Annotated in this window: 26 protein-coding genes and 2 pseudogenes; 18 read left to right on the forward strand and 10 right to left on the reverse strand. The window is 59.3% G+C overall.

All coding sequences use genetic code 11. The features are described 5' to 3' along the window. The first annotated feature begins 581 nt into the window (after window positions 1–581). Window positions 582–1,706 carry a site-specific integrase gene (locus D3D01_RS04040; RefSeq protein ID WP_121511334.1) on the forward strand — a complete coding sequence of 375 codons (1,125 nt, stop codon included), beginning with the start codon at window positions 582–584 and terminating at the stop codon, window positions 1,704–1,706. A gap of 318 nt (window positions 1,707–2,024) precedes the next feature. Here D3D01_RS04040 and D3D01_RS04045 read toward each other — a convergent pair whose 3' ends face one another. Next, on the reverse strand, window positions 2,025–3,038 hold the full coding sequence (locus tag D3D01_RS04045; protein WP_121511335.1) for a tyrosine-type recombinase/integrase: 1,014 nt from the start codon (window positions 3,036–3,038) through the stop codon (window positions 2,025–2,027). A gap of 479 nt (window positions 3,039–3,517) precedes the next feature. Here D3D01_RS04045 and D3D01_RS04050 point away from each other — a divergent pair, with 479 nt between their 5' ends. Beyond that, entirely contained in the window at window positions 3,518–3,901 is a 384-nt protein-coding gene (locus tag D3D01_RS04050) for a winged helix-turn-helix domain-containing protein (protein WP_121511336.1), read from the forward strand. Between the two features lie 192 nt (window positions 3,902–4,093). Then, window positions 4,094–5,086, forward strand: a pseudogene (locus tag D3D01_RS04055) (transposase). A 253-nt stretch (window positions 5,087–5,339) separates the two neighbouring features. Here D3D01_RS04055 and D3D01_RS24465 read toward each other — a convergent pair. Together D3D01_RS24465 and D3D01_RS04060 are read right to left on the reverse strand one after the other, a co-directional pair. Next, a pseudogene (locus tag D3D01_RS24465) lies at window positions 5,340–5,569 on the reverse strand (IS5/IS1182 family transposase); the annotation flags it as partial. 93 nt (window positions 5,570–5,662) lie between these two features. Further along, window positions 5,663–6,094 (reverse strand): hypothetical protein, encoded by a 432-nt coding sequence (locus tag D3D01_RS04060; RefSeq protein ID WP_121511337.1) that lies wholly within the window; start codon window positions 6,092–6,094, stop codon window positions 5,663–5,665. Window positions 6,095–6,515: 421 nt separating this feature from the next. On the opposite strand from D3D01_RS04060, the gene D3D01_RS04065 reads away from it, so the two are divergent. Further along, window positions 6,516–7,037 carry an ArsR family transcriptional regulator gene (locus D3D01_RS04065; protein WP_121511338.1) on the forward strand — a complete coding sequence of 174 codons (522 nt, stop codon included), beginning with the start codon at window positions 6,516–6,518 and terminating at the stop codon, window positions 7,035–7,037. Window positions 7,038–7,040: 3 nt separating this feature from the next. Beyond that, the gene (locus tag D3D01_RS04070) at window positions 7,041–7,484 is read left to right on the forward strand and encodes a hypothetical protein (RefSeq protein ID WP_121511339.1); all 444 of its coding nucleotides are present in this window, start codon (window positions 7,041–7,043) and stop codon (window positions 7,482–7,484) included. Between the two features lie 228 nt (window positions 7,485–7,712). Here the strand turns inward: D3D01_RS04070 and nikR are convergent, their stop codons facing one another. Next, window positions 7,713–8,123, reverse strand: coding sequence for a nickel-responsive transcriptional regulator NikR (gene nikR, locus D3D01_RS04075; RefSeq protein WP_101351090.1), 411 nt, complete (start codon window positions 8,121–8,123; stop codon window positions 7,713–7,715). A gap of 120 nt (window positions 8,124–8,243) precedes the next feature. Between nikR and D3D01_RS04080 the strand changes: the two genes are divergently transcribed. The 4 genes from D3D01_RS04080 to D3D01_RS04095 are packed head-to-tail and all read left to right on the forward strand — an operon-like array spanning window position 8,244 to window position 10,803. After that, entirely contained in the window at window positions 8,244–8,882 is a 639-nt protein-coding gene (locus D3D01_RS04080) for an energy-coupling factor ABC transporter permease (protein ID WP_121511340.1), read from the forward strand. Next, complete coding sequence (locus D3D01_RS04085; protein ID WP_101351088.1) at window positions 8,882–9,196, forward strand: PDGLE domain-containing protein; 315 nt, start codon at window positions 8,882–8,884, stop codon at window positions 9,194–9,196. Before D3D01_RS04080 ends, D3D01_RS04085 begins: the two co-directional genes overlap by 1 nt. 3 nt (window positions 9,197–9,199) lie before the next feature. Then, on the forward strand, window positions 9,200–9,994 hold the full coding sequence (gene cbiQ, locus D3D01_RS04090; protein WP_121511341.1) for a cobalt ECF transporter T component CbiQ: 795 nt from the start codon (window positions 9,200–9,202) through the stop codon (window positions 9,992–9,994). Further along, window positions 9,991–10,803, forward strand: coding sequence for an energy-coupling factor ABC transporter ATP-binding protein (locus D3D01_RS04095; protein WP_121511342.1), 813 nt, complete (start codon window positions 9,991–9,993; stop codon window positions 10,801–10,803). The genes cbiQ and D3D01_RS04095 overlap by 4 nt, the downstream gene beginning before the upstream one ends. Window positions 10,804–10,841: 38 nt before the next feature. Here D3D01_RS04095 and D3D01_RS04100 read toward each other — a convergent pair whose 3' ends face one another. Then, window positions 10,842–11,366, reverse strand: a complete 525-nt coding sequence (locus D3D01_RS04100) for a phosphopantetheine adenylyltransferase (protein WP_101351085.1) — start codon at window positions 11,364–11,366, stop codon at window positions 10,842–10,844. Window positions 11,367–11,503: 137 nt separating this feature from the next. On the opposite strand from D3D01_RS04100, the gene D3D01_RS04105 reads away from it, so the two are divergent. Both D3D01_RS04105 and D3D01_RS04110 read left to right on the forward strand, forming a co-directional pair. Next, window positions 11,504–12,493 carry a VOC family protein gene (locus tag D3D01_RS04105; RefSeq protein ID WP_121511343.1) on the forward strand — a complete coding sequence of 330 codons (990 nt, stop codon included), beginning with the start codon at window positions 11,504–11,506 and terminating at the stop codon, window positions 12,491–12,493. A gap of 82 nt (window positions 12,494–12,575) precedes the next feature. Beyond that, window positions 12,576–12,947 carry a hypothetical protein gene (locus D3D01_RS04110; RefSeq protein WP_121511344.1) on the forward strand — a complete coding sequence of 124 codons (372 nt, stop codon included), beginning with the start codon at window positions 12,576–12,578 and terminating at the stop codon, window positions 12,945–12,947. 36 nt (window positions 12,948–12,983) lie between these two features. Here D3D01_RS04110 and D3D01_RS04115 read toward each other — a convergent pair whose 3' ends face one another. Beyond that, window positions 12,984–15,266, reverse strand: coding sequence for a nitric-oxide reductase large subunit (locus tag D3D01_RS04115; RefSeq protein ID WP_121511345.1), 2,283 nt, complete (start codon window positions 15,264–15,266; stop codon window positions 12,984–12,986). A gap of 175 nt (window positions 15,267–15,441) precedes the next feature. Between D3D01_RS04115 and D3D01_RS04120 the strand changes: the two genes are divergently transcribed. Both D3D01_RS04120 and D3D01_RS04125 read left to right on the forward strand, forming a co-directional pair. Further along, on the forward strand, window positions 15,442–16,014 hold the full coding sequence (locus D3D01_RS04120; protein ID WP_121511346.1) for a YbhB/YbcL family Raf kinase inhibitor-like protein: 573 nt from the start codon (window positions 15,442–15,444) through the stop codon (window positions 16,012–16,014). A gap of 196 nt (window positions 16,015–16,210) precedes the next feature. Continuing rightward, window positions 16,211–16,390: an HVO_0416 family zinc finger protein gene (locus tag D3D01_RS04125; RefSeq protein ID WP_004515335.1), complete on the forward strand. Its 180-nt coding sequence runs from the start codon at window positions 16,211–16,213 to the stop codon at window positions 16,388–16,390. Window positions 16,391–16,664: 274 nt separating this feature from the next. On the opposite strand, the gene D3D01_RS04130 is transcribed toward D3D01_RS04125, so the two are convergent. Continuing rightward, on the reverse strand, window positions 16,665–17,162 hold the full coding sequence (locus D3D01_RS04130) for a PadR family transcriptional regulator (RefSeq protein ID WP_101351079.1): 498 nt from the start codon (window positions 17,160–17,162) through the stop codon (window positions 16,665–16,667). A gap of 132 nt (window positions 17,163–17,294) precedes the next feature. On the opposite strand from D3D01_RS04130, the gene D3D01_RS04135 reads away from it, so the two are divergent. The 3 genes from D3D01_RS04135 to D3D01_RS04145 all read left to right on the forward strand — a co-directional run bounded on the left by D3D01_RS04135 (window position 17,295) and on the right by D3D01_RS04145 (window position 19,896). Then, a complete protein-coding gene (locus tag D3D01_RS04135) occupies window positions 17,295–17,645 on the forward strand; it encodes a helix-turn-helix domain-containing protein (protein WP_004515333.1) in 351 nt (116 codons plus the stop codon). A 28-nt stretch (window positions 17,646–17,673) separates the two neighbouring features. Further along, window positions 17,674–17,973 carry a hypothetical protein gene (locus tag D3D01_RS04140; protein ID WP_053967137.1) on the forward strand — a complete coding sequence of 100 codons (300 nt, stop codon included), beginning with the start codon at window positions 17,674–17,676 and terminating at the stop codon, window positions 17,971–17,973. 81 nt (window positions 17,974–18,054) lie between these two features. After that, the gene (locus tag D3D01_RS04145) at window positions 18,055–19,896 is read left to right on the forward strand and encodes a UvrD-helicase domain-containing protein (protein WP_121511347.1); all 1,842 of its coding nucleotides are present in this window, start codon (window positions 18,055–18,057) and stop codon (window positions 19,894–19,896) included. A 14-nt stretch (window positions 19,897–19,910) separates the two neighbouring features. Here D3D01_RS04145 and D3D01_RS04150 read toward each other — a convergent pair whose 3' ends face one another. Further along, window positions 19,911–21,023 carry an RNA ligase gene (locus tag D3D01_RS04150; RefSeq protein WP_121511348.1) on the reverse strand — a complete coding sequence of 371 codons (1,113 nt, stop codon included), beginning with the start codon at window positions 21,021–21,023 and terminating at the stop codon, window positions 19,911–19,913. Between the two features lie 98 nt (window positions 21,024–21,121). On the opposite strand from D3D01_RS04150, the gene D3D01_RS04155 reads away from it, so the two are divergent. Next, complete coding sequence (locus D3D01_RS04155) at window positions 21,122–21,796, forward strand: RNA ligase partner protein (RefSeq protein WP_101351076.1); 675 nt, start codon at window positions 21,122–21,124, stop codon at window positions 21,794–21,796. Here the strand turns inward: D3D01_RS04155 and D3D01_RS04160 are convergent. Then, on the reverse strand, window positions 21,793–22,044 hold the full coding sequence (locus tag D3D01_RS04160; protein WP_121511349.1) for a hypothetical protein: 252 nt from the start codon (window positions 22,042–22,044) through the stop codon (window positions 21,793–21,795). The genes D3D01_RS04155 and D3D01_RS04160 overlap by 4 nt on opposite strands. A gap of 110 nt (window positions 22,045–22,154) precedes the next feature. Between D3D01_RS04160 and D3D01_RS04165 the strand changes: the two genes are divergently transcribed. Continuing rightward, window positions 22,155–22,646 (forward strand): metallophosphoesterase, encoded by a 492-nt coding sequence (locus D3D01_RS04165; RefSeq protein WP_101351074.1) that lies wholly within the window; start codon window positions 22,155–22,157, stop codon window positions 22,644–22,646. Window positions 22,647–22,649: 3 nt separating this feature from the next. On the opposite strand, the gene D3D01_RS04170 is transcribed toward D3D01_RS04165, so the two are convergent. Next, complete coding sequence (locus tag D3D01_RS04170; protein WP_121511350.1) at window positions 22,650–23,714, reverse strand: type II glyceraldehyde-3-phosphate dehydrogenase; 1,065 nt, start codon at window positions 23,712–23,714, stop codon at window positions 22,650–22,652. Window positions 23,715–23,769: the final 55 nt, after the last annotated feature.

Below are 23,769 nucleotides of genomic sequence, written 5' to 3' on the forward strand. Positions count from 1 at the left end.
AGACGCGATCCACAACTTCTGAAAATAAAGATAGCATCGGCGCTACGTGAACACCCTGATTCTAGTCTCCAGGATGTCGGTGACAGCATCATCGGAGACACTGAGACTGAACCGAATTCGCGATTATCGTCGCAGATTCACGATTTTATTACCACCCTACGTCAACACCAGTTCGGAACAAGGACGCACGTTTATGTCGAAATTCTCCTAGACACAAAGAGCCGTCCTGAGCAAGTCCGACAACTCGATTTTAGTGACCTAAATATCGACAATGGACAGATTCTTGTCGGCATTTCTGAGACTTATGTGGTCCGTTCAGTTGGTCTCCTCACCAAACGTGTCTGCCCTCTTTCAGCAACGACTCTAGAAGCCCTCAATATATATCTCGAATACGAGCGTGAAGGGTCAATTTCCGATCAACGAAGCCCACTGCTCACAACATATGACGGACGGCCCAGCTCATCGACACTGCGACGGTCAGTCAAGCAGGCGAGTGCGTCTCTCGCGTCTGAGAATCAACCACAGGCCATTGTGCCGGCTAAACTCTGGCAATACGCCATTTACAAAATCCTGTCCTAACCATGTCAGACCATATCGTAGATCTACTGGCTGATATTGAGGATCCCGACACAATTGAAAAATTACTCGAGTTGTCTGACAGTGTTGATTTCACCAGTGACCAGACTGAGCCGTCGAATCCTTCGACACTTCACGAACTCTATGAACGTTACCTTTCACGGAGGCACGACCGAAGTCCCGCGACAAGATCACAATACCGACGTACGATTCCGTCATTCATCAAATTCGCTGAGGATCGCGATATCAAGATGCCCGCTGGTATTTCGACAGAGCTCGTTGACGCTTATATTGATGATTTACAAAGAGAGTATGACGCAGATGCCACCATTCTCACGTACACCACGAATGTCCGTGGCTGGCTCTGCTGGCTTAATAAGCGCGGCCAGTGTCCTGATGATGTATATACGATTTTAGATAAGGATGAGCTCGGCTTGTCGCCACGGGCTCGTGATGAAGCGATTCCCGCAGATGAGGCAATATCAATTCTTGAACAACTTGACCGTCAACGGTGTGGTTCTTTCAAACATGCTCTTCTTGAACTTCTCTGGAACAGTGGCATACGTATTGGTGGTGCCCATTCATTGGATGTGAGAGATTTTGATCCCACGAATCGAGAAATTCGACTTCGTCATCGCCCGAAAAAGGGGACTCGCCTAAAAAATGGGAATGACAATGAGAACGCAGCTGGCGACGGTGAGCGGAACGTCACACTTAGTACCTCTGCTGTTGAGGCAATTGAACACTATATTGATTGCAGCCGTCCCTCCGTCACCGATGATTTCGACCGTGAGCCACTTTTCGCTACGCAGTACGGTCGCGCGACACGGTCAACACTTCGTCGCCGGGTGTATGAGGCGACCAGTTGTCGGTGGGGTAATGACTCAGATAACGGTGCCTGTGATGAGAACTGTGATCCAGACTCAAATGTCTGTACGTACTCATATTATCCTCATGCTATCCGTCGTGGTTCAATCGTACATCATCTCAGTGGTGGTCTCCGTCCAAGTATCGCTAGCGAGCGGTTTGACGTTTCGATCCAGACTCTGCGAAAGCATTACGATCCCCGGACGAAACGGAGGCGGAAAGAAGACCGATCTGAAGCAGTCCGGAATGCTTGGAATAAATAACTGAGACGGTTCTCAGCGAACGGAATTGGTGCTTGACATCTTCATTACTGGGCCCCTATATCCTGTCGCTACGCTGGTACGGAAGAGAATTGAACTATTGGGGGCGTATTAGACATACATTTTAGTGGGCGTGTAGCGGATTCTTGATTCGTCTTGGTGTGCTTTAGGAAGTTCTCAGACGTATCGATTTGACTACCGTTGCAGAATCCGGAAGTCCGCTAATGTGGTATCAACTGCTAGCTTCGTACGACGATGAATCGCTGCTGAATAAATAGCTGACATGACTCAATCGGTAGTGGATAGCTGAAAATTAAGCGATCATTTGTCAGGTATGTATCGTCGGCGTTGGTTGACTTTTTCTCGCTCTGTCCTTTGATCGTAATGACGGTCTAACACATCCCTTCCAACGTCCATCCGATCGCTAACAACCCGTTCCGGGGTGTCGGACTGTAGATGGTAGGTAATTGAGCCACGACGGATTGGATGTGGACTCAGTGCTGACGGGCATCCGTACGCGTACTCTGTCGGTCGATATTCGCATGTTTCAATATCACGGTCGTGTGGGCACTTGTTTTCGTACACGCATGGGCGTGTGAATTGATAAGCAATTGAGCGCGCACGATTACGACTGAGACGTCCACGGCTGGTCGCAAAGAGTGGCGTCCGATCAAATTCATCAACCTTCCCGGGGTGCTTGATCGAGAGCCAGTCATCTAGTATATCACAGATAGGGCTACTCAGAGCCACCATTCGTTCGCTCTTTATTTTGTTTTTTAACGACGTTCCTTCATCTGGTCGATGAACTAATCTAAGATATTGCTCATCAGGGTCATAATCCCGGTTATCAAGCCCAACTGCCGCCCCAACCCGTAAACCTGTATGCCAAAGGACGCCAATTAGTGCATGTTCCAGCGTTGCGTACTGGAATCGTTCAAGATACGCGAGTATCTCATCTGCTTGGTCCTTCGGTAGCAGTACCTCGCGAGCGTCCTTCGCTGTTGTCGTCGGGAGTATAATTCGTTCGTCAAGCCCTGGTTCGACAGCATCGATACTTGCACAGAACCGGAGAAAGAGTCGTAGTGTCGCGAGCTGTGATTTCATAGATGCCGTCGCCAGCTCATCCTCGTTCCGACGCTTTACTCGGAACCGGTGGATATCCCTACCTGAAAGGTCGTTCATATTGTCGATCCCATCCTGCTCGCACCACTGTACGAACTGCTTCAGGCGGTAGGCGTGGGATTGGAGCGTTGCCTCAGCTACTTCATGACTGCGCTCATCTAGATACATTTTCTTTGCCGTCGTAGGGTTAAGGGGATCGAGGTTCGCGCTCATCGGATGATTCAGGCTGATGATTACCTGTGGTTTTCACCGACAGAGTGACATCAATTGGCCCTCAGTTCTACTACTTCTCTGGTTTGGCTTAATCAATCATCCGTTGAGTACCCATTACTGAATCTCAGAGTGATTTATGCGCTTTACAGAGTGCTGAATAAATAGTACAGAATGACTCTGTTGATACACTCAAAAGTTGACATATTTATATTGGTACGGTCGATACAGACGAACCATTTACTGGATCAAATTTCTGTTAGGACGTCTGGGGGCAGTTCAATGGATGCAGTTTCGTAAGCCAGACGAAATACCGCAGGGGCCTCTTATTCTCATTTTTTCTTCAGAATCACCTGTGTATATAATTCTGTCCCGTTTTGTGGACGGTAATGTCCACACAATGGGGTGTAAAAGCCCGAAAATAGTGCTTAGGAGTTTACTTTTGTGGGCAGATTTATATAATAAATACGCAAAAATAGTATATGGGCAAGAGCAGAGAACCGGACACGGAAAATGAAGAAACCGTCACCGAGGAACACCTGTTATTTGGCGCATTAGGTGACCATCCGAAGACGAAGACACTTGCTGCTCTAATCAATGCTCCCGAGAAAGACTTCAACATCACTGAGATAGCTGACTACGCTGATATTAAGCGCGACACAGTATACAAGTATATCGACGAACTTCGTGCCTGGGGGCTTATTGAAAAAACGCGCAAGGTTGGCAACAGTCAGATGTACGCTCTTAACACCGACAGTGACGCCGCCGAAGCGTTGTCGGAGATGGAATGGCACCTGATGGAGCACCTCGCCGAGAAAGAAGCCGCTGGCGAGCTTGATATTGATAATAACCCAGTCCCCGAATAATGAGCACCGAGTAACCGTGCCGCGCCCACCTTAATCAAGACGTTTTTTCCTGTCTGGGGGATGATTGTCAGATAACTATCTGATCCGATGTCGAAGACATCTATTTGCCCGATAACTATCCTTTCCATTTTGCTAGTATGTGATAGCGTGTCATAGAAAGCGTCACGTACGAAGCAGCAGGGTGCGCGAAGTGTGTCCAACACAAGCGCAACCCTGCAAAACGTAGCTTCAGTAGACGACTTCTTGAATGTCGCGGCTACCGAGACAGTACCGCTGTTGGAACATCTTGAGTTCGGGTTTCTATTGGAGTACGACGTGTTCGCCCCCGCTCGCCGGGAGCGAACACGAGTACATCAGCTACCGGATCTCTTTCGTGGCTTTCTGCACTGCTACTACGAGGATATCTACGGCACACGTCCAGTTACACGAGAACTCCAGCACAGCCTCGTCTGGTATTACTGCGGACTCGACAAACCGCCATCTAGAGATACGATTGACCGATTTCTCACCGACCTCGAACACGTCATCAGCGATGTCTTCGACAGGCTCGTCGAGCAGGCCGCCGCCCGCGGCCTGCTCGACTCGACGTACTCCATCGATTCGACGCACATCGAAGCAATCCAGTACAACGACGCTGCTTCGTAGAACTACGATCCAACAGCCGAAGAGTACTACTACGGCTTCGGCTGTACGATCGTTTCAACCGGCGCAAAGATCCAGATAGCAGCGGAGTTCACGCAGACCAAACAAGCAGACCAAGAGACGGCGATGCGCGTCACGCGTGACGCGCTCGCCGTCGAAGAACCGCCGTGGATGCTCGGAGACAGCGCCTACGACATCCTCGATTGGCACGACCACCTGCTGGCCGCAGGGGTCGTGCCAATTGCCCCATACAATCCGCGAAACACTGACGACCCGAAAGACATTGAGTACAGGGTCGAAGACCGAATCGGGGAACACAGCGAGGGCGTCCAGCTGAAACAATCTATCTTGGACGAGACGTACAACAACCGGACAGGAGTCGAACGAACCAACGACGCAGTCAAGGACTGCGGCCTCGGGCACGTTCGCGCCCGAGGCCGCGTCCACGCACGAACAGAGGTGTTCCTTGCGCTGTGTCTCCGGCTCGTCGTTGCAATCACCAACTACGAGCGGAGAAACGAACCGGGCTGTGAGAAGCTATGAGATCGATTCTATGACACGCTCAGTATGTGAACAAGTAACTTGACGGGTTTCGACGGCCTTCATCGGTTTCGTCGGCTCCATGTGTTTCGATGGGTTTCATCGTCTTCGTTACCCCACCCTACCGTTTCATCGCCCTCAAAGAGAAGTGGCACGCAGGTATGCCACGGCAACACAATACCACGCGTAGGAAACGTTGATTCCCACGCTTAGCTACTGAGACTTGTTTTCAAGCGGATATAGGTGTAGATGGCAAAAACCACTTGACTAGCGTGGAGTGACCGGTGAAACCGGGCCGGCTCAAGACCAATTTCCACCCGTATTTGTGGCACCTTGCTCAGCAAACCAAGTGCGTCTCGATAGGACTTTTCGGGGTAAACCGCAGACAGTGTAACGCCACTACCGCTTTGTGGCAGCGACTTCGCCTCGCCCACCAACCGTACTTTTAGCTAACTGAAGGACTTGTTGTGAAGGAATCTTAGACATCAATCATCGACAGCTTCTCTATTATCTCGATAGCTCTGACGGCCGAAACCGACGCAGCTCAGCGATTCACCAGAGCACATCAAACAACTGTATTCACTTAGGCTCATTCTGAACTGAGTACGATGTGTCTTCGCTAATGGACTTAGGAGCGACAAGCGGCTCGACAATGATTGTATCGTAACTCAGCATCGCTTGTCTGGCTGAGCCTTTCTCTTGAATATCAACGAGGTCACCACGTGCTAGTTCTTTCAAATCGATTCGAATCCCATCGATATGACGGTCAAGCAATTCGGACAGTTCCTCCTCAGTGGCTTTCTCATGCTCGTGTAATGTATGAATGAGCTCTTTTTTATCACCAGAAAGTATCCGGCGGGCTTGTTCAGTGGATAGCACGCAGACTGATCCAAAGGCTTCTGAACCGGCTAATTCCCTCCCTACCCCAGTCCGCAGAAGTACTCGGTCGGGGTCCGACTCATCGGTCGGTTTTACATACGAACTCTCTGTTGAGTCGGTTGGATCAGACATAGTTACGTATTTGACCTACTCTGTATAAATAATCGGTCCGTATTGGTGACTTGTGCGACACTGGTTGCAACCCCACTCTGATAAAATAGTGAAAACCATCTACAGAGGCCATTTATCGGTATTCCCGGACTATTTGACGTAAGTTATAATATTCCATCTTTCTCGATTCTGCTGTGTTGAATAGCAGTGCTGGTTGGGACATTAGAAATTTGAGTCGGCTTGTCAGGAGCTAGTGCCAGCAATCTCAGAATCGGTGTCGCCTCACCGTGGCTTAGGAGGCGCTATTCAACACAGCACTTGATTCTGTCTCAGTCGTGGACTGGCATTGATAATAGGATCCGACATAAGATATATTTGCGAGTGGAATAATATATTTGCACAAGCAAGTGGGGGATCCCACAAATTGCGACCCTGAGAATACATGAACCCCGATTCAATCGAAGAATACGACGATGTCAACGAGGCAGTAGTCACTGACTGGAAGAGCGAAACGACAACGCGGGAGCGAATTAAGTCCGTCATCACGAGAACGACGGAGGCCACGCCAGCGTCCGAAATCGCTGACAAAGCGAGAGCGAGCGAGCCGGTCGTCCGCGATGAGCTCACCGAACTCGCGGAAATTGGACTCGTCGAGAAAATCGACGGTGGCCAGGGTGCGCTGTACAAGCGCAACGACCAGATGTATATTTATCGGCAGGTGCTGAAACTTCAGGACGAGTACTCTGAGGACGAACTGGTTGAGACGTTGCAGGACCTGAAACAGACGGTCAGCGAAATCAGAACGAAACACGGCGTTGAATCGCCCGCAGAGCTCGCCCAGCAACTCGACCCGGACGACCACGGCGGATGGGAAGACCACACGACGTGGCAAACCGCTCAGAAGAACCTCTATCTAGCCAAGGCAGCGATTAGCTTCTACGACGCCGAAAAAGTGGTCGTCTGAGCGATGTCGTATCTTACAGGCAATACGGGGCCGACCGACTACGAGGCACTCCAACGAATCCGCGACATCTTCCTCACAAACGAACCACTCGTCACGCATCACGATCTTAGTGGCCGACTCGATCCACAGCCCGAACTAAATATCACGGTCTGTGAGGGATTCGGATCCAGTCCATCCGGCCGGTTTGATATCGTCTGGACCGAACGGGACTGCTACAACTTCCACTACACCGAGCCAGACGGCGTTGACTTCCGTTTCGACCGCCACCCAGAACCGAACGCACAAGAGAAGCATTTCCACGAACCACCGGATGCAGATGCGAGGGTTCCCTCGTGTGTCGAAGTCGAACAGGTCGAAGTCGTCACGCGAGCCGTCTTGAAATGCTGGCGCACAGCACTCGAACGTGGTGACCCCTCATTCGTCAACACGCAGTCGAATCCACCATAGTATCTCAGAAACCACCCGGATATTGACACCATCTGTCACCACAACAGATCTCTAAACTCTTCGCTAAGAGCGTAAAAGTGCTATAGAAAGCTAGCTGACGGCCCAGCATTCTCTGGATACTCCCCGGCAGGGCCCATCTCTGTTGTCTCGAAGTCGCGTATAAGAGAGCTCTCTGCTGAACTGAATGGCGCTATCGCTCCGGGACCGCTCTCGCTCGCGGTTCGCTGCTCACTCATCAACAACCACGACCTTGACCTGCTGGACGCCGCCAATCGCCCGGAGTCGGTTGGCTAACTCCGTGATTGTGTCGCCCGCGCCCTCGACGACTAGCGTTTCCATACAGGTGTCGTGGGAGAGATGGATGTGCTGCACGGAGGTGATGATGTCGGCCATCTCGTGTTGGACGGTCTGGAGTTCGTCAGCGATGCCCGAGACGTGGTGGTCGTGGACGATGACAATGGTTCCGTGGTGGTGTTGTTCATCACCGGATTCCCATTCGTAGGTCGCAAAGAAGTCACGTAGCGAGTCGCGTATCGCCTCCGACCGGCTCGCGTATTCCCACTCGTCGACGATGCCGTCGAGTCGTTCGACCATCGACGATGGAAGTGTCAGGCTGATCCGGTCGAGATCCTCACTCATGTGTGCCGATAGGGACGGGCCCGCATATGGGTATCCGGGCTTCGGTAATACTCACCCGCCGGCAGTAATACTGCTCGATGAAAAAGTATTATTACGTCGCCGGGACCAGACGTGAGTAGTATGCACATTCCCGACGGATATATCGATTTGCCGCTTGCACTGCTGTTCGGTGCGCTTGCGGTCGTCGTTCTGAGCGTCGCTGCAAAGCGCGTCAACGGTGAGATATCTGACACTCGTGCACCGTTGCTCGGCGTCGTCGCGGCGAGCATTTTCGCCGCACAGATGCTCGACTGGCCGATTCCGGGCGGTACCAGCGCTCACTTTGTCGGGGGCGCGTTCGCGGCGATTCTCCTCGGTCCGCATCTGGGCGCACTCTGTGTCGCGACTGTCGTCACGATTCAGGCGCTCGTCTTCGGCGACGGCGGCATCGTGGTGCTCGGCGCGAACGTGTTCAACATGGCTATCGTCGAGGTGTACGTCGGCTATGCCATCTATCGCCTGCTCGTTCCGTACGGTGAATTCCGCGCTGCCTTCGTCGCGGGGTGGCTGGGAATTACGGCCGGCGCGCTGACCGCCGCGCTCCAGCTCGGTCTCTCCTCGGCGTTCCAGTACCAGTTGTTAACGACACTGTCGATAATGGGCGTCGGGCATCTCGTGCTGGGGCTGATTGAGGGTGCCATCACCGCCTCGGTGTACCGGTACCTCGCTCGCGCTCGCCCTGACCTCCGGCCCAACGCCGCACCGGAGGTGAGCGCGTGATGGTACCGGACTACCCCGACTGGCTACCCCGTGCGCTCGCCGCGCTACTGGTCCTGACCCTGCTCGCGCCGGTGTTTGGGTGGGCGGCTGGCCAGGTTGGCTACGCCGAACCGCTGGAAAATGCCGCCGAGGCGACCGGCGCGACAGAACACGCCACCGCCGTCGGGACGGCGCTGTTTCCGGACTACGGCGTCCCCGGCCTCGGCGGCGCGACTGGGACGTTCGTATCGGCTGTCGTCGGGACCGCGCTGACGCTCCTCCTCGGTGCCGCTATCGGACGCGTACTCGGAACGGACGTCGACGGACGGCAATAGCGCATGTCCGGCAGGGACCTGCTCGACCGGACGGTCACAGCGATTGCGGCCAGCGCCCAGTGGTTCCTGCTTGCTGAGGACCTGCCGGATCGAGACGGGTTCCTCCAGGCCGTTACGCCGACGGTCAAGCTCGTCGGTATTGCGACGCTCGTCGCGCTTACCGTGACACAGCAGGCGCTGGCAGTCGTCAGCGCGCTCGCGCTCCTCGCGACAGCACTTGCGGCCATTTCTCGGGTACCTATCCGTACTTTTCTGGGTCGTCTGACCGGTCCACCGGCGTTCGCGTTCGTTGTCGTCGCCCCGCAAGCGTTCTTGATGCATGGCCCCTCGCTGGGGTCGCTTCCCCTCTCGGCCGCTGGCATCGACTATGTGCTCACGTTCGCCGTCCGCGTAACTGCGTGTGTCGGCTTTCTGTCCGTGCTACTGTTGACGACTCGCTTCGCCGACCTGCTGGCGGCGTTTCGCCGGCTTCGGGTCCCGACGATCGTCGTTTCGCTGCTCGGAATCACGTATCGCTATCTCCTCCTCTTTTTTGCCGAACTCGAACGCATGGTTCGGGCTCGACGGAGCCGAACCATCGCCGAGCCGAGCCTCCGCCGGAACTGGCGCGATTCGGGGCACTTCGTGGGCTCGTTTCTCGTCCGGAGCCTGGAACGCGGCGAGCGGGTCCAGCGGGCCGCCCGCGCCCGCGGCGGCACTGGCCCGACGCCGGCACAGCCCCGGAAACCGCTCGGGCGGGCCGACCTCACCTTCGGTTTGATCGTTGCACTCGCTGTCGCGGTGGTGGTTGTCGCGTGACTGCTATCGAAGCCACCGACCTCTGCTACGCCTACCCTGACGGAACGCTGGCCGTCGACGGCGTCGACGCATCCATCGAGCGCGGCGAGCGTGTGGCACTGCTCGGTCCGAACGGGGCTGGCAAGTCGACGCTGCTGGAACTGCTGGGCGGTCTGGTCGACCCTGACGGCGGGCAGGTGCGGTACTTCGGGGAGACGACCGACGCAGACACCGTCCGCAGTCGCCTCAGTGTCCTCACGCAGAATCCTGCCGATTACCTGTTCAATCCGACCGTTCAGGAGGACCTCGCCTACGGGCCGGCACAGCTCGACTGCGACCGTGCGGAAGTCGACCGCCGCGTCCAGCGAGTCGCGGACCGGCTTGCCCTCGATGGCCTCCTGTCGAAGCCGCCGTTCCGACTTAGCGGGGGTGAACAGCGCCGCGCCGCTCTTGCAAGCGCGCTCACCGTCGAGCCGGACGTGCTGTTGCTTGATGAGCCGGTGAGCAACGTCGACGCCGCGAACCGGAGAACGATTCTCGACCTGCTCGACGAACTCGCGGCCGATGGCGTCACGCTCGTCGTCTCGACGCCGGACACCGAACTCGTCCCGCACGTCGCGGACCGAGTGCTGCTGCTCGACGACACCGGCGCGGTTGCTGCGCGGGGGCCAACCCGCCGTCTCCTGACCGACACAGAGTTACTTCGGGACTGTGACCTGCGTCCGCCACAGGTCGTCAGACTGTTCGAGGGGCGAACAGAGAACGTGCCGCTGACCGTCGACGGGGCTGCCGAACGGCTGGACACGGACGGTGCGGATACCGTGGAGTGATAGTCCGGGTCCGGGGACGGACTTCTACCCGGCCGCTGTCATTCCGAGGCGAGCAGGCGGCCGTGCACGTCGATTTCGCCGTTCCGGATCCGGGTGCTGCTGATCCGCGTGCCGTCTTCGGCGACGACGAACGGCGGCGTGTGGATTTCCAGCGGGTGGAGCCCCGCGTCTCGTCGCTGTTGGTTGAGTTCGTAGGCGCGGCGCTGTGCCTTCGCCTCCGGTGAGGCGACGAGCGCATCCACGTCCGCCCGCGTCGCGGCCGGTCCCTGCGTGTCGTCTAACCGGACAATCTCATACGTGGCGGTATACGGCTCACCCAACTGGTCCAGCTCGGACGCGAGCGCGCTTCGACGGTCATCGTACGCACCCAACTGTTCGACGTGTGTCGGGTCACTACGCGTCTCTGTGGCCAGTTCAGGGCTGGTCAGACCAACGATGACGTGACCATCGCCGCTCCCGTCGTGACTTGCGGTCTGAAACGCCTTATGCAGGAGCGCCCGGTGGCCGTTGTGAATTGGTGTGAAGGTCCCGCCGAGAATCGCTGTCCGATCCGCGTCTGCCATACGCGAATGTCCCACCAGCGTCATATATAATTGCTGTCCGTCGCATAACTCGTCAGTCCCAACGGTCTCTACCGACAGTAACCCGGTAGCACTCGCGTCAGCAGTCATTGAAGTAGTTTCGGCACGTATCGACACCAATGACTAACGTCACCCCGACACCGGGTATCCACCACGTCACGTGTATCGCGAGCGACCCACAGCAAAACATGAACTTCTGGGTCGAAACACTCGGTCTCCGGCTCGTCAAGCGCTCGATCAATCAGGACGATCCCAGTACGTACCACTTCTTCTTTGCCGACGCCGAAGGGAACCCAGGGACGAGCATGACCTTCTTTCCGTGGGAAAACCACGCACAGGGCAAAGTCGGCTCCGGACAGGTCTCACGCACAGCGTTCCGCGTGCCGGAGGGCAGCCTCGACTACTGGGAGGACCGCTTCGAGGAGTACGGTGTCGACTACGACGACCGCGTCGAGCGGTTCGGTGAGACTGTCCTCCCGTTCCGCGATCCGGACGGACTGCCGGTCGAACTGGTCGAAGTCGAGATTCCTGACGACGACCCGACCGAGCCGTGGACGGCGTTCGTCCCCGAAGACGCCGCCATCCGTGGTTTCCACTCTGTGACGCTGTGGCTGGCTGACCCCGAACCTACGGAGGAGCTGCTCCGGACGATGGGCCTCGAAGAAGTCGGTACCGAGCAGGCACAGGGCGACACGCCCGGCGACGAACGGACTCGATTCGCCGCGCCGGGGGCCGTTGGGACGTACGTCGACGTGTTGCCGACTATCGAGGGCGGCCGGCAGGGCCACGGCACGGTCCACCACGTCGCCTTCCAGACGCCGACCGACGAGGACCAGCAGTCGATGCGCGAGGCCGCCCGCGGGGCGGGGCTGCGCCCCACGTCGCAGATAGACCGCCACTGGTTCCGGTCGGTGTACTTCCGTGAGTTCGGCGGCATCCTGATCGAACTCGCCACCAGCGACCCCGGCTACGACAGCGACGAACCACTCGACGACCTTGGTGGCCGGCTGGTGCTGCCCGGGAAGTTCGAGGACCGACGCGAGGAAATTGAGGCGGGGCTCACAGACGTGACGATTCCCCAGCCAGCGGCCGCCGAAGCCGGCGACTAACGCAGACGAGACGACTGGTATCCGCTTCATTCTATCTGTTAGCCTGCGAGTAAATATGCGTGCCCGGGGTGTCTCGTGTTATATGTCCACAGAGGGACAGGAGTACGTTATCGCGCCGTGGGGGGAGAGTAAGTGTGAGACGACCGACGTGACGGTCGACCTGCCGTCGCGGGACATTGCGGCCCAACTGGAAGTCCCGACAAGCGTGCTAGACCGAATGGCACAGCTCGGCGACGAGCACGACATCCCGGTAACGCAGGCGCTCGGGGAGCGACTGGAGATCAACCGGGCGCGGGTGTCGCTCTATGCCGCGAAGTCGGTTGATGACGTGGCCGCCGTCCAGCAGCACCTCACTGACGCCCGTGAATACCTGTCCGGGGTCGAGACGCTCGATACCGCCGACCTCGAAGCCGACATCGAACACCTCTGGACCAACGAACTCGGGAGCGTCTGATCGGAGTCCGAACGCGCTCTGCCTGAAACGCCGTCGTTAGTCGTCGCTCATGACACCCTCCGCGACAGCCATGTCCTCGACCGTGGGGTCGTCCTCGGACGCCCGGAGGACGAACCGCTTGCGGATCAGGTCGGCCGCGTAGATGGCCGTCCCGAGGATGATGAGCGTGTCACCGGGGAGTCGCGCCCAGAACAGCGTCTGGACGAGCGGCTGGTTGTAGAACGCTACGCTCCGGGCTGAGGCATAGCTGCCGGTGAACGCCGCCTCCAGCTGGAGGAAGCCAACGGGCAGAACAGAGACGAACACCATCAGCGCCAGACCGACGTTCCAGCACCAGAACGCCGCCCGGAGCCAGGACCCGTCCCAGCGACCGGGTTTGATGGCGAGCTGGAGCATGTAGGTGACCATCCCCAGTGCGAGGAAGCCGAAGGCTCCGAACATCGCAGCGTGGGCGTGGCCGACGGTGAGGTAGGTGCCGTGCTCGTAGTAGTTGATGAGCGGGAGGTTGATGAAGAAGCCGAGCACGCCGGCCCCGACGAAGTTCCAGATCCCGCTGGCGATGATGAACATGAACGGGAGCTTGTAGGGGAACCCGCCGGTCTCGGACATCGCCCGGTACTGGCCCAGCGCCTCGTAGAGGATGAACACGAGCGGGAGCAGTTCAAGTGTCGAGAACACGCTCCCGATGGGGACCCACATGTCGGGCATGCCGACCCACCAGTAGTGGTGGGAGACGCCGATGACGCCCGTACTCATCACCAGCAAGGCCTGAAGCATGACTGCCTTCTCGGCGCTACGGCGGCTGAGCAGGTTCATCGACACCAGCGTCAGCCCGATGATGGCGACGATGAAGAACTCGAAGGCTCCTTCGACCCACATGTGGACGACCCACCAGCGCCAGAACTCCGTGACGGCGATGTTGGTCTCCGGAGTGAAGAAGAACCCGGCGGTAAACAGCAGTGCGATGGAGCCGCCAGCGTACAGGATCATATGTGCGAGGCCGAACACTGGCTCGCGGTCCAGCAGCGGCTTCAGACCGCGAATCGAGAGGACGGCCCACAGACCGAAGCCGACGAGCAGCCCGACCTGCCAGACCTTCCCGACTTCGAGGTACTCTAGCCCTTCGTTGCCGACGAGCCACCAGAGGTCGCCGAAGTAACCGTGCGAGCCGAGCCAGATGCCGCCGAGGCCGCCGACGGTGACGACGACAATCGCGACGAGCAACGCGTCGATGTAGGTCGACTGGCGTTTGGGTTCGTGGCCGGTCAGCAGCGGCGGGAGGAACAGGCCCGCGCCGAGCCAGGTCGCGGCTATCCAGAGGATGCCCAGGTCTATGTGCCATGTCTTCGCCATAGCGAAGGGCAGTAGCTGGAGGATGTGGACGCCGAAGATTTCCTCGATGCCGAAGAAGCCGGCCCGTTCGATGTAGAAGTGCGCAAGCAACCCACCGAGTAACACCTGCGCGAGGAACAGCCCGGCGGCGACCGGGATGAACCGCAGGGCGGCCCGCTGGCTGGGGAAAATGCTCACGTCGCCCGGCTCGGGCACCGAGAGGTCTCCGGCGGACGGCTCAGGGAGGCTGACGGCGTTGTAGAGCCAGATTCCGCCACCGGCAGCACCGACGAGGAGGACCATCGCGATGACGCTCCAAGTCATCGCCGCGCCGGTCGCATCGTTCCCGGCGGCGGGCTCGTACGGCCAGTCGTTCGTGTAGGAGTGTTCGCCGCCCGGACGGTCGGTGTGTGAGAACCACGCCGTCCACATGGCGAAGTCGGCGAACTGCCGGGCGTCGGCCTCGGAGTCAATCATCTCCTCGGGGACGCCCCGCTCGTGGCTCCCCTCGTGATACCGCTCGACGTACTCCTGACGGACCTGCTGGTGGGCGTACAGTTCTGCGGCGGAGTACTCGATGTTCCCGCCGTCGTACTCCCCGCTGAGGTCCTGTTTGACGTCATCGTCGACGGCAGCCTGTTCAGCCGTCGACAGCGAGTCGTACTCGGTCCCGTAGCGTTCCTCGGCGTAATAGGTCCGCATGTGCTGGGTTTTCAACTCCAGCGCGTCGGCGGTGTAGTCCGCGCCGTAGTACGCGCCGTTCCCGAGAATCGACCCGTGGTTCATCAGTCCGTTCTTCTGGAACGTCTTCTTGCCCTCCCGGATGTCCGCACCCGTGAGAACGGTCTCGCCGTCGGGTCCGACGACTTCCTCAGGGATTGGCGGCGCTTCCTGGTACGCGATCCACGCGCCGGCCCCCATGACGACGAGGTTGAAGACGAACGCGGCGGCGATTACCTTCGCGATTGTTTTGCGTTTGAGCTCCATGTGGTTGGAACTCCAGTACCCCAAAATAAGAAGGGGGTAAGACGTTCCCAGTCGCTGGCGACGGGGGAGAACATGTTCGCCCTGACAGGGACCAGTGGTGTTCTGTCCCCGGATTCGACGTGGGACGTAGCGGGGTATCACAAGGCAGATTACTACCTGCCACTCTCACTCTGGTATGCGCCGTCGCCGCTTCGTCCAGACGCTCGGGGCGTCTGCACTGGTCTGGAGCGCAGGCTGTACCGAGCAGTCGGACGACACAACACCGGCCTTCGAAGTGTCGAGCCCCGCGTTCAGTTCCGGGGACACGCTTCCGCCCCGATTCACCTGTGACGGCGAGGGCGTTTCGCCTCCATTTGTCATAGAGCGTGTCCCGGAGCCGACGGCGGCGCTGGCGGTCACGGCTGAGTACGACGGCGGCGTGTTCAGCCAGCCAGTGTTCTGGACGCTGTGGAACGTCCCACCCGAGACCGAGCGGATTCCGGCCGGGCTCCCGCGCGAGCCGACCCTCGATACGCTCGGCGGCGCTCGACAGGGAACACAGCCCCCAAACGAGCCGGGATATGAACCGCCGTGCCCGCCGGCCGGACAGCCCTACGAACACCGGTTTCAGGTGTACGCACTCGGTGAGGAACTCTCTATCGAGGGCGGAACCGAACAGGAAGAAGCGTCAGAGACCATCGCGAACGCGCTTATCGCAAGCACTCGTTTCACTGTTGATTACACCCACCCGGCCGGGACCGACAGCTAACGTGTGAGTTCGCGGCCCACCCGAATCCAGTACATCGTCTGAACGACTGCCTATCTGCTGTCTGCCGTTTGGACGGCTCTTGAGTGACACGGCTCGCTGTGACCGACCAGTGCATGCTGTGTGGCGCGCAGCTAATTGTGACAATAGTTCACAATACCATTAAACCTATATACTGATGTGTTATACCATATCATGTATGGCGTCCGCACCGAGTAGTGACGATATGTTCGACGAGTTCCTCTCCCAGCGTGGCCACGACGTGGACCAGAGTGGTTGGGAAGAGAGCTATAACAAGAAGCAGTGCCCTGATTGCGGCGGTCTTCACGAGTCGACAGCGGCACAGTGCTCGGTGTGTGGCTGGACACCGGTACGGTAAGGATACTCCGTTTTTCGGTCTTCCACCTTCATCCAGCAGCGGCAGTAGCGACCGGCAAAACCGGCAGTTTGCTCTCTGTCGAGTCGCACCTCACGCCGTCGCTTGTCGGGACAGCACCGGTACAGACAGTCGGAACTGCGCTACAGTGTAGAAGGAAATGGGGAGTCTTTGCGTGGCCAGCCGACGGTTGGGGGGGTCGTGTGCCGGCGGGCCGACCGGTTCAGGACCGACAATTGGGGGGTCGTGTGTCGGCGGACTGACCGGCCTGTGGTGGTTACAGCGAATCAAGCGCCGCATGGAGGAACAGCCCGAGCGCGAGATGTTGGTACGCAGACGTCGCGATCTGCTCTTTCGCAGCCGCATCGTCCGCGATTCCGTACTGTTTCGTCTGGACGAGTTCGTGCATCTGGAGCGTGCCATCCGCTTCTAACTCGTGCAGCCGGGGGTACACTGTCCCCGGACTCAGTTCGGCACCGAACTGGGCGTCCAGTTCCTCCATCAGTCCGGTCCCGTGGGTGCCACCATCGGCGACTGCGATCATCGCCAGTAGAATCTCTTCCAGACTCTGTGTGACGATTCCGTCATCAACCGCGGTTTCGCCGTTGACGACATCGTCAATGACCGGGTCCAACAACGACTCCGTGATGGCGTCACGACTGGGTGGGTCATGCGATTCCGGGCGCTCTGTATCGCCGAGAGGGGTCACTCGCTCATCGGCGCTCTGGCCCTGCATCTTGCCCGTCGTCACGCGACGGAGGTTGTCTCCGGACATCGTCTCACCTGAACGCAATCCGCAGTGAGTGCTATAGGGGCTATCATAATATAAACGGGGCAGTGTTTTCTGAGCGTGAAATCACCACAGTGCTCGAAAACGCTTATATAATATGACGCGAATCTTGGTGTAGTGGCTGAGGAACAGAGCATCGAGGAGATTCTCGATACGATCGGCGACCAGCACGCACGCCGTGTACTCGCCGCGATCAGCCGAGAACCGCAGTCGGCGAAGGAACTCGCGGAGGAGTGTGACCTCTCATTGCCAACGGTGTATCGACGTATCGAACTGCTCGACGAGTACGACCTCGTCACCGACCGGACGCTCGTCGCCGAGGACGGGAATCACTACAAGGTGTACGAGTCCAACTTCGAGTCGACGGTCATCTCGCTCGAAGACGAGGAGTATAAAGTACGCATCTATCGGGAAGAGAACCTCCCGGACCGGTTTAGTCAGCTCTGGGACGAGCTGAACCCGGAATGAGCGTGTCGACCAGTGGACGGGTGACCACATGACGACCGGCGTGACCATCGCACGTAGCGCGCTCATCCTGATGCGGATGGTGGTGTTCGGGCTGACACTCGGTATCACGCTGATTAGCTTCCAGGCCTACCGGAAGCGGCCGTCGGAACGCCTCCAGTACGCGTTTGTCGGGTTTGCGTTCATCAGTATGGGTGTCGCCATCTCTAGCGTTATCACACAACTGAGCGCCGGCGAGACCGGTGCCATCGTTCGCGTGTTCTTCCAGATGGCAGAGACGATCCCGTTCATCATCGGGTTCGCGATGCTGTACGTGTCGTTGTACCGGTGAGAAATCCGTTCGGGTGCACCGGTCAGTTGTCGTCCCGGTAAAGCACGTTGTTTATTTGGCCGCGGTTCCACTACATGTTCAATGACTGATTCGACCACCGAGGTTGTCCGCCTGTTCGGTGGGCCCGGTAGCGGGAAGACGACGGCGCTGCTCGACCGCGTGGACGAACTGCTGGAAGACGACGACGTAGACTTCCGTGATGTACTGGTTGTCTCGTACACGCGTGCGGCGGCCGCCGAGATCCGTGAGCGACTCGCGGACCGACTCGGCCTGTCTCCTCGTGCTCTCCGCGGGAACGTCTGTACGATGCACGCGAAGGCGTACGAACTGCTGAACCTCTCCCGTGGCGACGTCGTCGGCGAAGACGACAAGGAGGCCTTCTGCGAGGAGTTCGGTATCGACTACGAGGATGAGTACGAGGGGTCTCGGCGTCGGTCGGCCCGCTCGACCACCCTCGGGAACAAGATTATTGCGACCAGTCAGTGGCTCCAGCGGACCCGTCGCGACGTGGCCGACTGGTACGACGTCCCCTTCAAGTGGGACGACGAGGAGGTCCGGCTCCCGCCGGAAATCGACGACAACGCCCAGACCGGCAACAAGTACACGCCGACCTGGCCGACCGACGACGACCGCGTCGATGTCCCCAGCGCCATTCGCGGCTGGCGCACCTACAAGGGCGAGAACGACCTGACCGGCTTCGCCGATATGCTCGAGCGGGTCGCCCAGCGCTCGCTGCTCCCCAACGTCGATTACCTCATTATCGACGAGTTTCAGGACATCACGACGCTGCAGTATGACGTGTACGACGAGTGGAAACCACACATGGAGCGGGTGCTCATCGCCGGCGACGACGACCAGGTCGTCTACGCCTGGCAGGGCGCTGACCCAGACCTCCTGCTTGAGGAAGTCGTCACCCAAGACGAGGTGCTGCCCAACTCCTACCGGCTCCCCTCGCGCATCCTCAACGTCGTCAACCGCGAGGTCCGCCACATCGAGAAGCGCCAGGAGAAAGACCTCAATCCGCGCAAGGAGGGCGGTCGCGTCGAAGCGGTCCAGAACCCCTCGATGTTCGACCTCTCGCGGAACGTCACCCGGACCATCGAGCAGTCCGACGAGACGGTGATGGTCCTGTTCCGGGCCCGCTACCAGATGTTCCAGTTCATCGACGAGTTCATCGACAACGGGATCCCCTTCTCCTGTCTCACCGACCAGCGGATGTGGACCGACCGGCTCACCCAGTACGTCAACGGGCTCGAAGCCGTCGAGGCCGATGAGCCGCTGACGGTGCTTGAGGCCCGCCGCCTCGCCGACATGCTCGTCGACTCCGCGTTCGGCACCGGTGAGCGCGACGATCTCTTCGACGCGCTCGAAGAAATAGACGAGGCCCACGAGGACCAAGATATCGCCGACATCGAGATCCAACCCGACGTGGTTCAGGAGCACGTGCCGTTCCTCCCCGACGCGGCCTCGGCGGGCGATATGCTCCGGAAAGTGACAAACTTCCAGGAGCGGACCGTCGACGCGTACTTCACCGGCGACTACACCGGGATGGACGCCGACCGCGTCCGCGTGGGGACCATCCACTCCGCCAAAGGTCGCGAGGCCGATCACGTGTTCGTCGCGACGGACCTCACGGAGAAAGTCGTCGAGCAGATGGCCGCCACGGTCGACCAGCAGGGTATCGAGGTACCCGGTATGGATGAGTTCACGAAACACACCAGTCCCGTGCCGACGCTGACCGACAACGAACGGCGTGTGTTCTACGTCGGGATGTCCCGCGCTCGCGAGCGACTCGTGCTACTCGAGAACCTCGTCGACGGCGCGCCGACGCTCCCTATCGACGTCTTGCTGGAAAACGAGCCAAGCGACCGCTCCATCGAGCAACTGCTTGACGACGCCAGTGAGACCATCGCGGCCGACTGAAGCGGTCACTCTTCTCACTCGTCGATGGTCCCACCCTCTAGGTAGTATCGCGTCTTGTCACGCGTCGACTGGGCGACCTTGGTAAACGTGACAACCCGCTGGTTGCCATCCGTCTCGTCACGCTCGATATGGAGTTCCAGGCCCTGATCGCGGAAGTACGACAGCAGGTCGGCGATGGTTTTCGGGTCGCCACGAACGGTGTGTGTTTCGCCGACCGGGTCACCTCTGTCTACCGCCCGTATTGTTTCGACTGCAGGCTGAAGAATGGCTTCACCCAACTCCTGTGCCCGCTCGCGAATCGTTGCCGGCGACTCGCCGCGCTCGACGGCCTGGAAAGCCTCCCGTATGACGCGGGTGAAAACGAAGTCTCGCCCGTAGTCGAATGGTAGTTCGAACGCGTGTTCAAGATCGGCCCGATGGATCGCGCTCGTCGTGTACTTCAGCGCCGTCTTCCCGTCCGTCGATTTCAAGACAACGCCTTCCCGGTCGCGAGCGTTCAGATCATCGATCCGTTCGCGGGCGACGTCGACGGCCGCTGCCGGGGTGTAGGTCCCGTAGTGGTCGACGCTGTCGAGACCGTAGGTCTCACACCGGTCGAGGCGCCGTTCGACGCCCATCGGCGTCCCGCTCTCGCGGTGGCGGATCCCAAACACGTAGAACCCGACCTCCTCGACCTCGCTGTAGTCGTGGTCGGTGTAGGGGTTCTCCGGCCCGACGAGTTCGCCACACAGCATGTGCTCGGGGTGGTCGTCGAAGAACGCCTCGGCGTCGAGCAGCGCCTCGACCTTCCGCGTGGTGTAGGGACAGACGAACCCGCTCCGGGTGAACGCGAGTAGGTCCCCGTCGATTCGGGCGACCCTGACGTTGTAGCCGTTGAGTTTCTCCTCGATGGCGACGGGTCCCTCGAAGGTCTCCCGAACCGCCGGTTCGAGGACGAGTGCGCGCGGCATCGACGGGTAGCCCCGGACGACCGCGTCGCCGACGAGCGCCGTCCCGCGCTCGATGCCGTGGCGCTCGTCGCTGAGGTGTCGGTACCGCCGGCCGCGGAACCACTCGGTGTCGAAGTGTTCCAGCAGGTCCGCGGGGTCGGCGTCGACGTCGAACAGCGACCCCCAGTCTCTCGACATGAGTGAGTCTTGTTGACATGACACTAAAATTCTGCTGGCGCGTCTCGCCCGGCGGGACTCGCCAGAGAGCATTAGTTACCGGCTACCGTAGCGCCGGTATGGTCGACCGCCCGCTCAAACAACGGTTCGTCCTCGACACGTCGCTGTTTCTCACCCCGGAAATCAGGAGCGGCGACGAGGACCTGGAGGCGGCCTGCCTGGAACTGCTCGACCTCATCTCGGAGGCGAAACTGGTCCACAACATCTCCTGTTACATGCCGCCGTCGATACAGGCGGAACTGACGACGATGCTCGAAGACCGGGCCATCAGCGACGAGGTGCTGACGAAACTGGACACGTGGGTCATTACGAAGTCCCCGGCCCACCACGAGGTACGGATTCCGGCGGCCCACGTCTACGAGTTCATCGACGAGATGTCCGAGCGGGTGGACCGCGGTCTGCGCGTCTCCGAGAAGGCCGTCCGGAAAGCCGAGGAGTCGCGGGCCGAAACGGTTGAGGAACACGACCACATGACGGAGGTGGACAAGGTCATCTCGGACCTGCGCGACGAGTACCGGGACACGCTCCGGCAGGGCGTGCTCGATTCCCGCGAGGACTTCGACCTCCTGATACTCGCACAGGAACTGGACGCCGGCGTCGTCACGGAGGATCAGGGTATCATCAACTGGGCGGAGGACTTCGGACTACGGTATCTCAAGGGGCGGAACTTCCCGTCGCTTCTCAGGGAGTACCTCGCGGCCGACGACCCGGACCGCTGGCGCGACGAGACCTAATCGTCGTCACGGTCCGGCGAGTTCCCGCCGGGGAGCACGCTACGCGCCCGCCCCGCGATTGCGCCGGGGATGTCCGTCGGGGAGGGGGCGACCCACTCGATGACCAGTAAGGCGGCGGCTAACCCGAGAAAGACTGCACCGATTGTCGTCTGGCCGCGGGCGATGTTGTCGACACCGAGGAGGGTGACCCGCGCGGCGAGTACGACCGCGGCCATCAGCTCGATTGTCCCGATGAGCCCCCGTGCCATCGGTCGCTGTAGACGGTGCCCGAACAAAAGCACCGCGCCTGCGTGACGCCCGCGGCCACACCAGTTCGTGGGACATACGTTCAAGTCGCTGCCGGCTAAACGTCGCTGGTATGCTAATCGGCATCGTCTCGGACACACACGACAACGTGTCGCAGGTCGAAGCCGCAGTCGAGACATTCGTTGATGCGGGCTGTGAGACGGTCGTTCACTGTGGCGACTTCGTCGCTCCGTTCTCGGTGACGCCGTTCGACCGCAACTGGTCGTTCTACGCCGTCCGCGGCAACAACGACGGCGAGTGGGCGGTCCAGTCCACCGTTGCGGACTTCGGCACGTACTTCGGCGAGATGGGCGAGGTGACCGTCGACGGCCACGACATCGCGATGTACCACGGCACCAGCGGCGAGATCGTCGACGCGCTGGTCGAGTGTGGCACCTACGACTACGTGCTCCATGGGCACACCCACGAACGCGGCCACGAGGAGCGCGGGGGGACGGAACGAATCAATCCCGGCGGCATCTCGATTCCGCCGGCCCCTGAGCCGTTCTCGGTTGCGACGCTCTCGACGGTGACCGGAGAGGTCGAATTCCACGAACTGGGGTGAGAATCAGTCGTCGGCGTGACTGTCGACGCGCTGTGGGCTGCCGTCGTGTTCGACGAGGCCGCGACCGACGCCGAGAGCTTCGTCGGTGCGTCGGATGCTCTTTTCAGCGCTTGCGGTCCGCTCGGAGAGTGCGCGGACGGCGTCGATATTCTCGGGCACCACGTCGGCTTCCTGGTGGATGGCCTGGAACAGGTAGAGGTCCCGTCCTTCGACCGTGATGGATTCGGCCCAGATACAGTTCTCCCATACGTCACCGCGCGGACGACCGGCGTCGCGAGTGTACTCCTTGAGCTTCCCCGCACCGTCGATACCAAGCGTCTCAGGGATAAGGAACAGGCGCGACTCGTCGGCGAGGAGGGACGTGACTTCTTCCGTCGTTGGCTCGCTTTCCAGCGTGACATTGACGCTGTGGGTATGCATCTGCGTCGTCGGGACCTTCATTCCCATCGTGTCGATGTCGAGGTCGGGAAAAATCGTCTGGACGTCAGGACCGTGGTGGGAGGGGATTTCGACGGGGTCGGGAAGTGTATCGTTGATCGGGCCGCGACCGGTCTGGCCCGGGTCAGCACCACGCCGGACCAGTGTCACACGTGATTTTTCAACGCCGTATGATTCCTTGAGCGGTGCGAGGAGGCGTGACAGGCCTGTTGTATTACAGGAGACAACGCGGGCCGTGTCAGCCCCGACCGCATTTTCGTAGTTGGCGCGAGCATTGAAGCTCACATCTGCCACAGCAGCGTCTTCCCCACCTTGGAAGATGGCTGGCGTGTCGTGCTCGGTATACAGCGACGCGTTAGCCGCGCCGACGCCACTTGGCGTGGTGTCGACGACCACGTCGCTCGTCTCGATGAGGTCATGGACCGTCCCGGCCGTCGCGAGGTCGGCGCCCTCGAACGGTTCGCGGCCGTCCGCGGCGTAGAGGTCGTAGCCGCGGTCGTCTGCGATAGTTGCCTCGAAGTTCGGCGAGCGCTTTGCGACGCCCGCAACTGTCATATCTGGCTGGACACGCACCGCGTCAGCGACGCGTTTCCCGATGGTGCCGAAGCCGTTGATGCCCACGTGGAGCATACACGTCCTTTCCTCCGGGGAGAGTATATTCTTTGTGATTAATATACGGAGAAAT

The organism is Haloarcula sp. Atlit-7R (assembly GCF_003666065.1).
GTDB classification, from domain to species: Archaea; Halobacteriota; Halobacteria; order Halobacteriales; family Haloarculaceae; genus Haloarcula; species Haloarcula taiwanensis.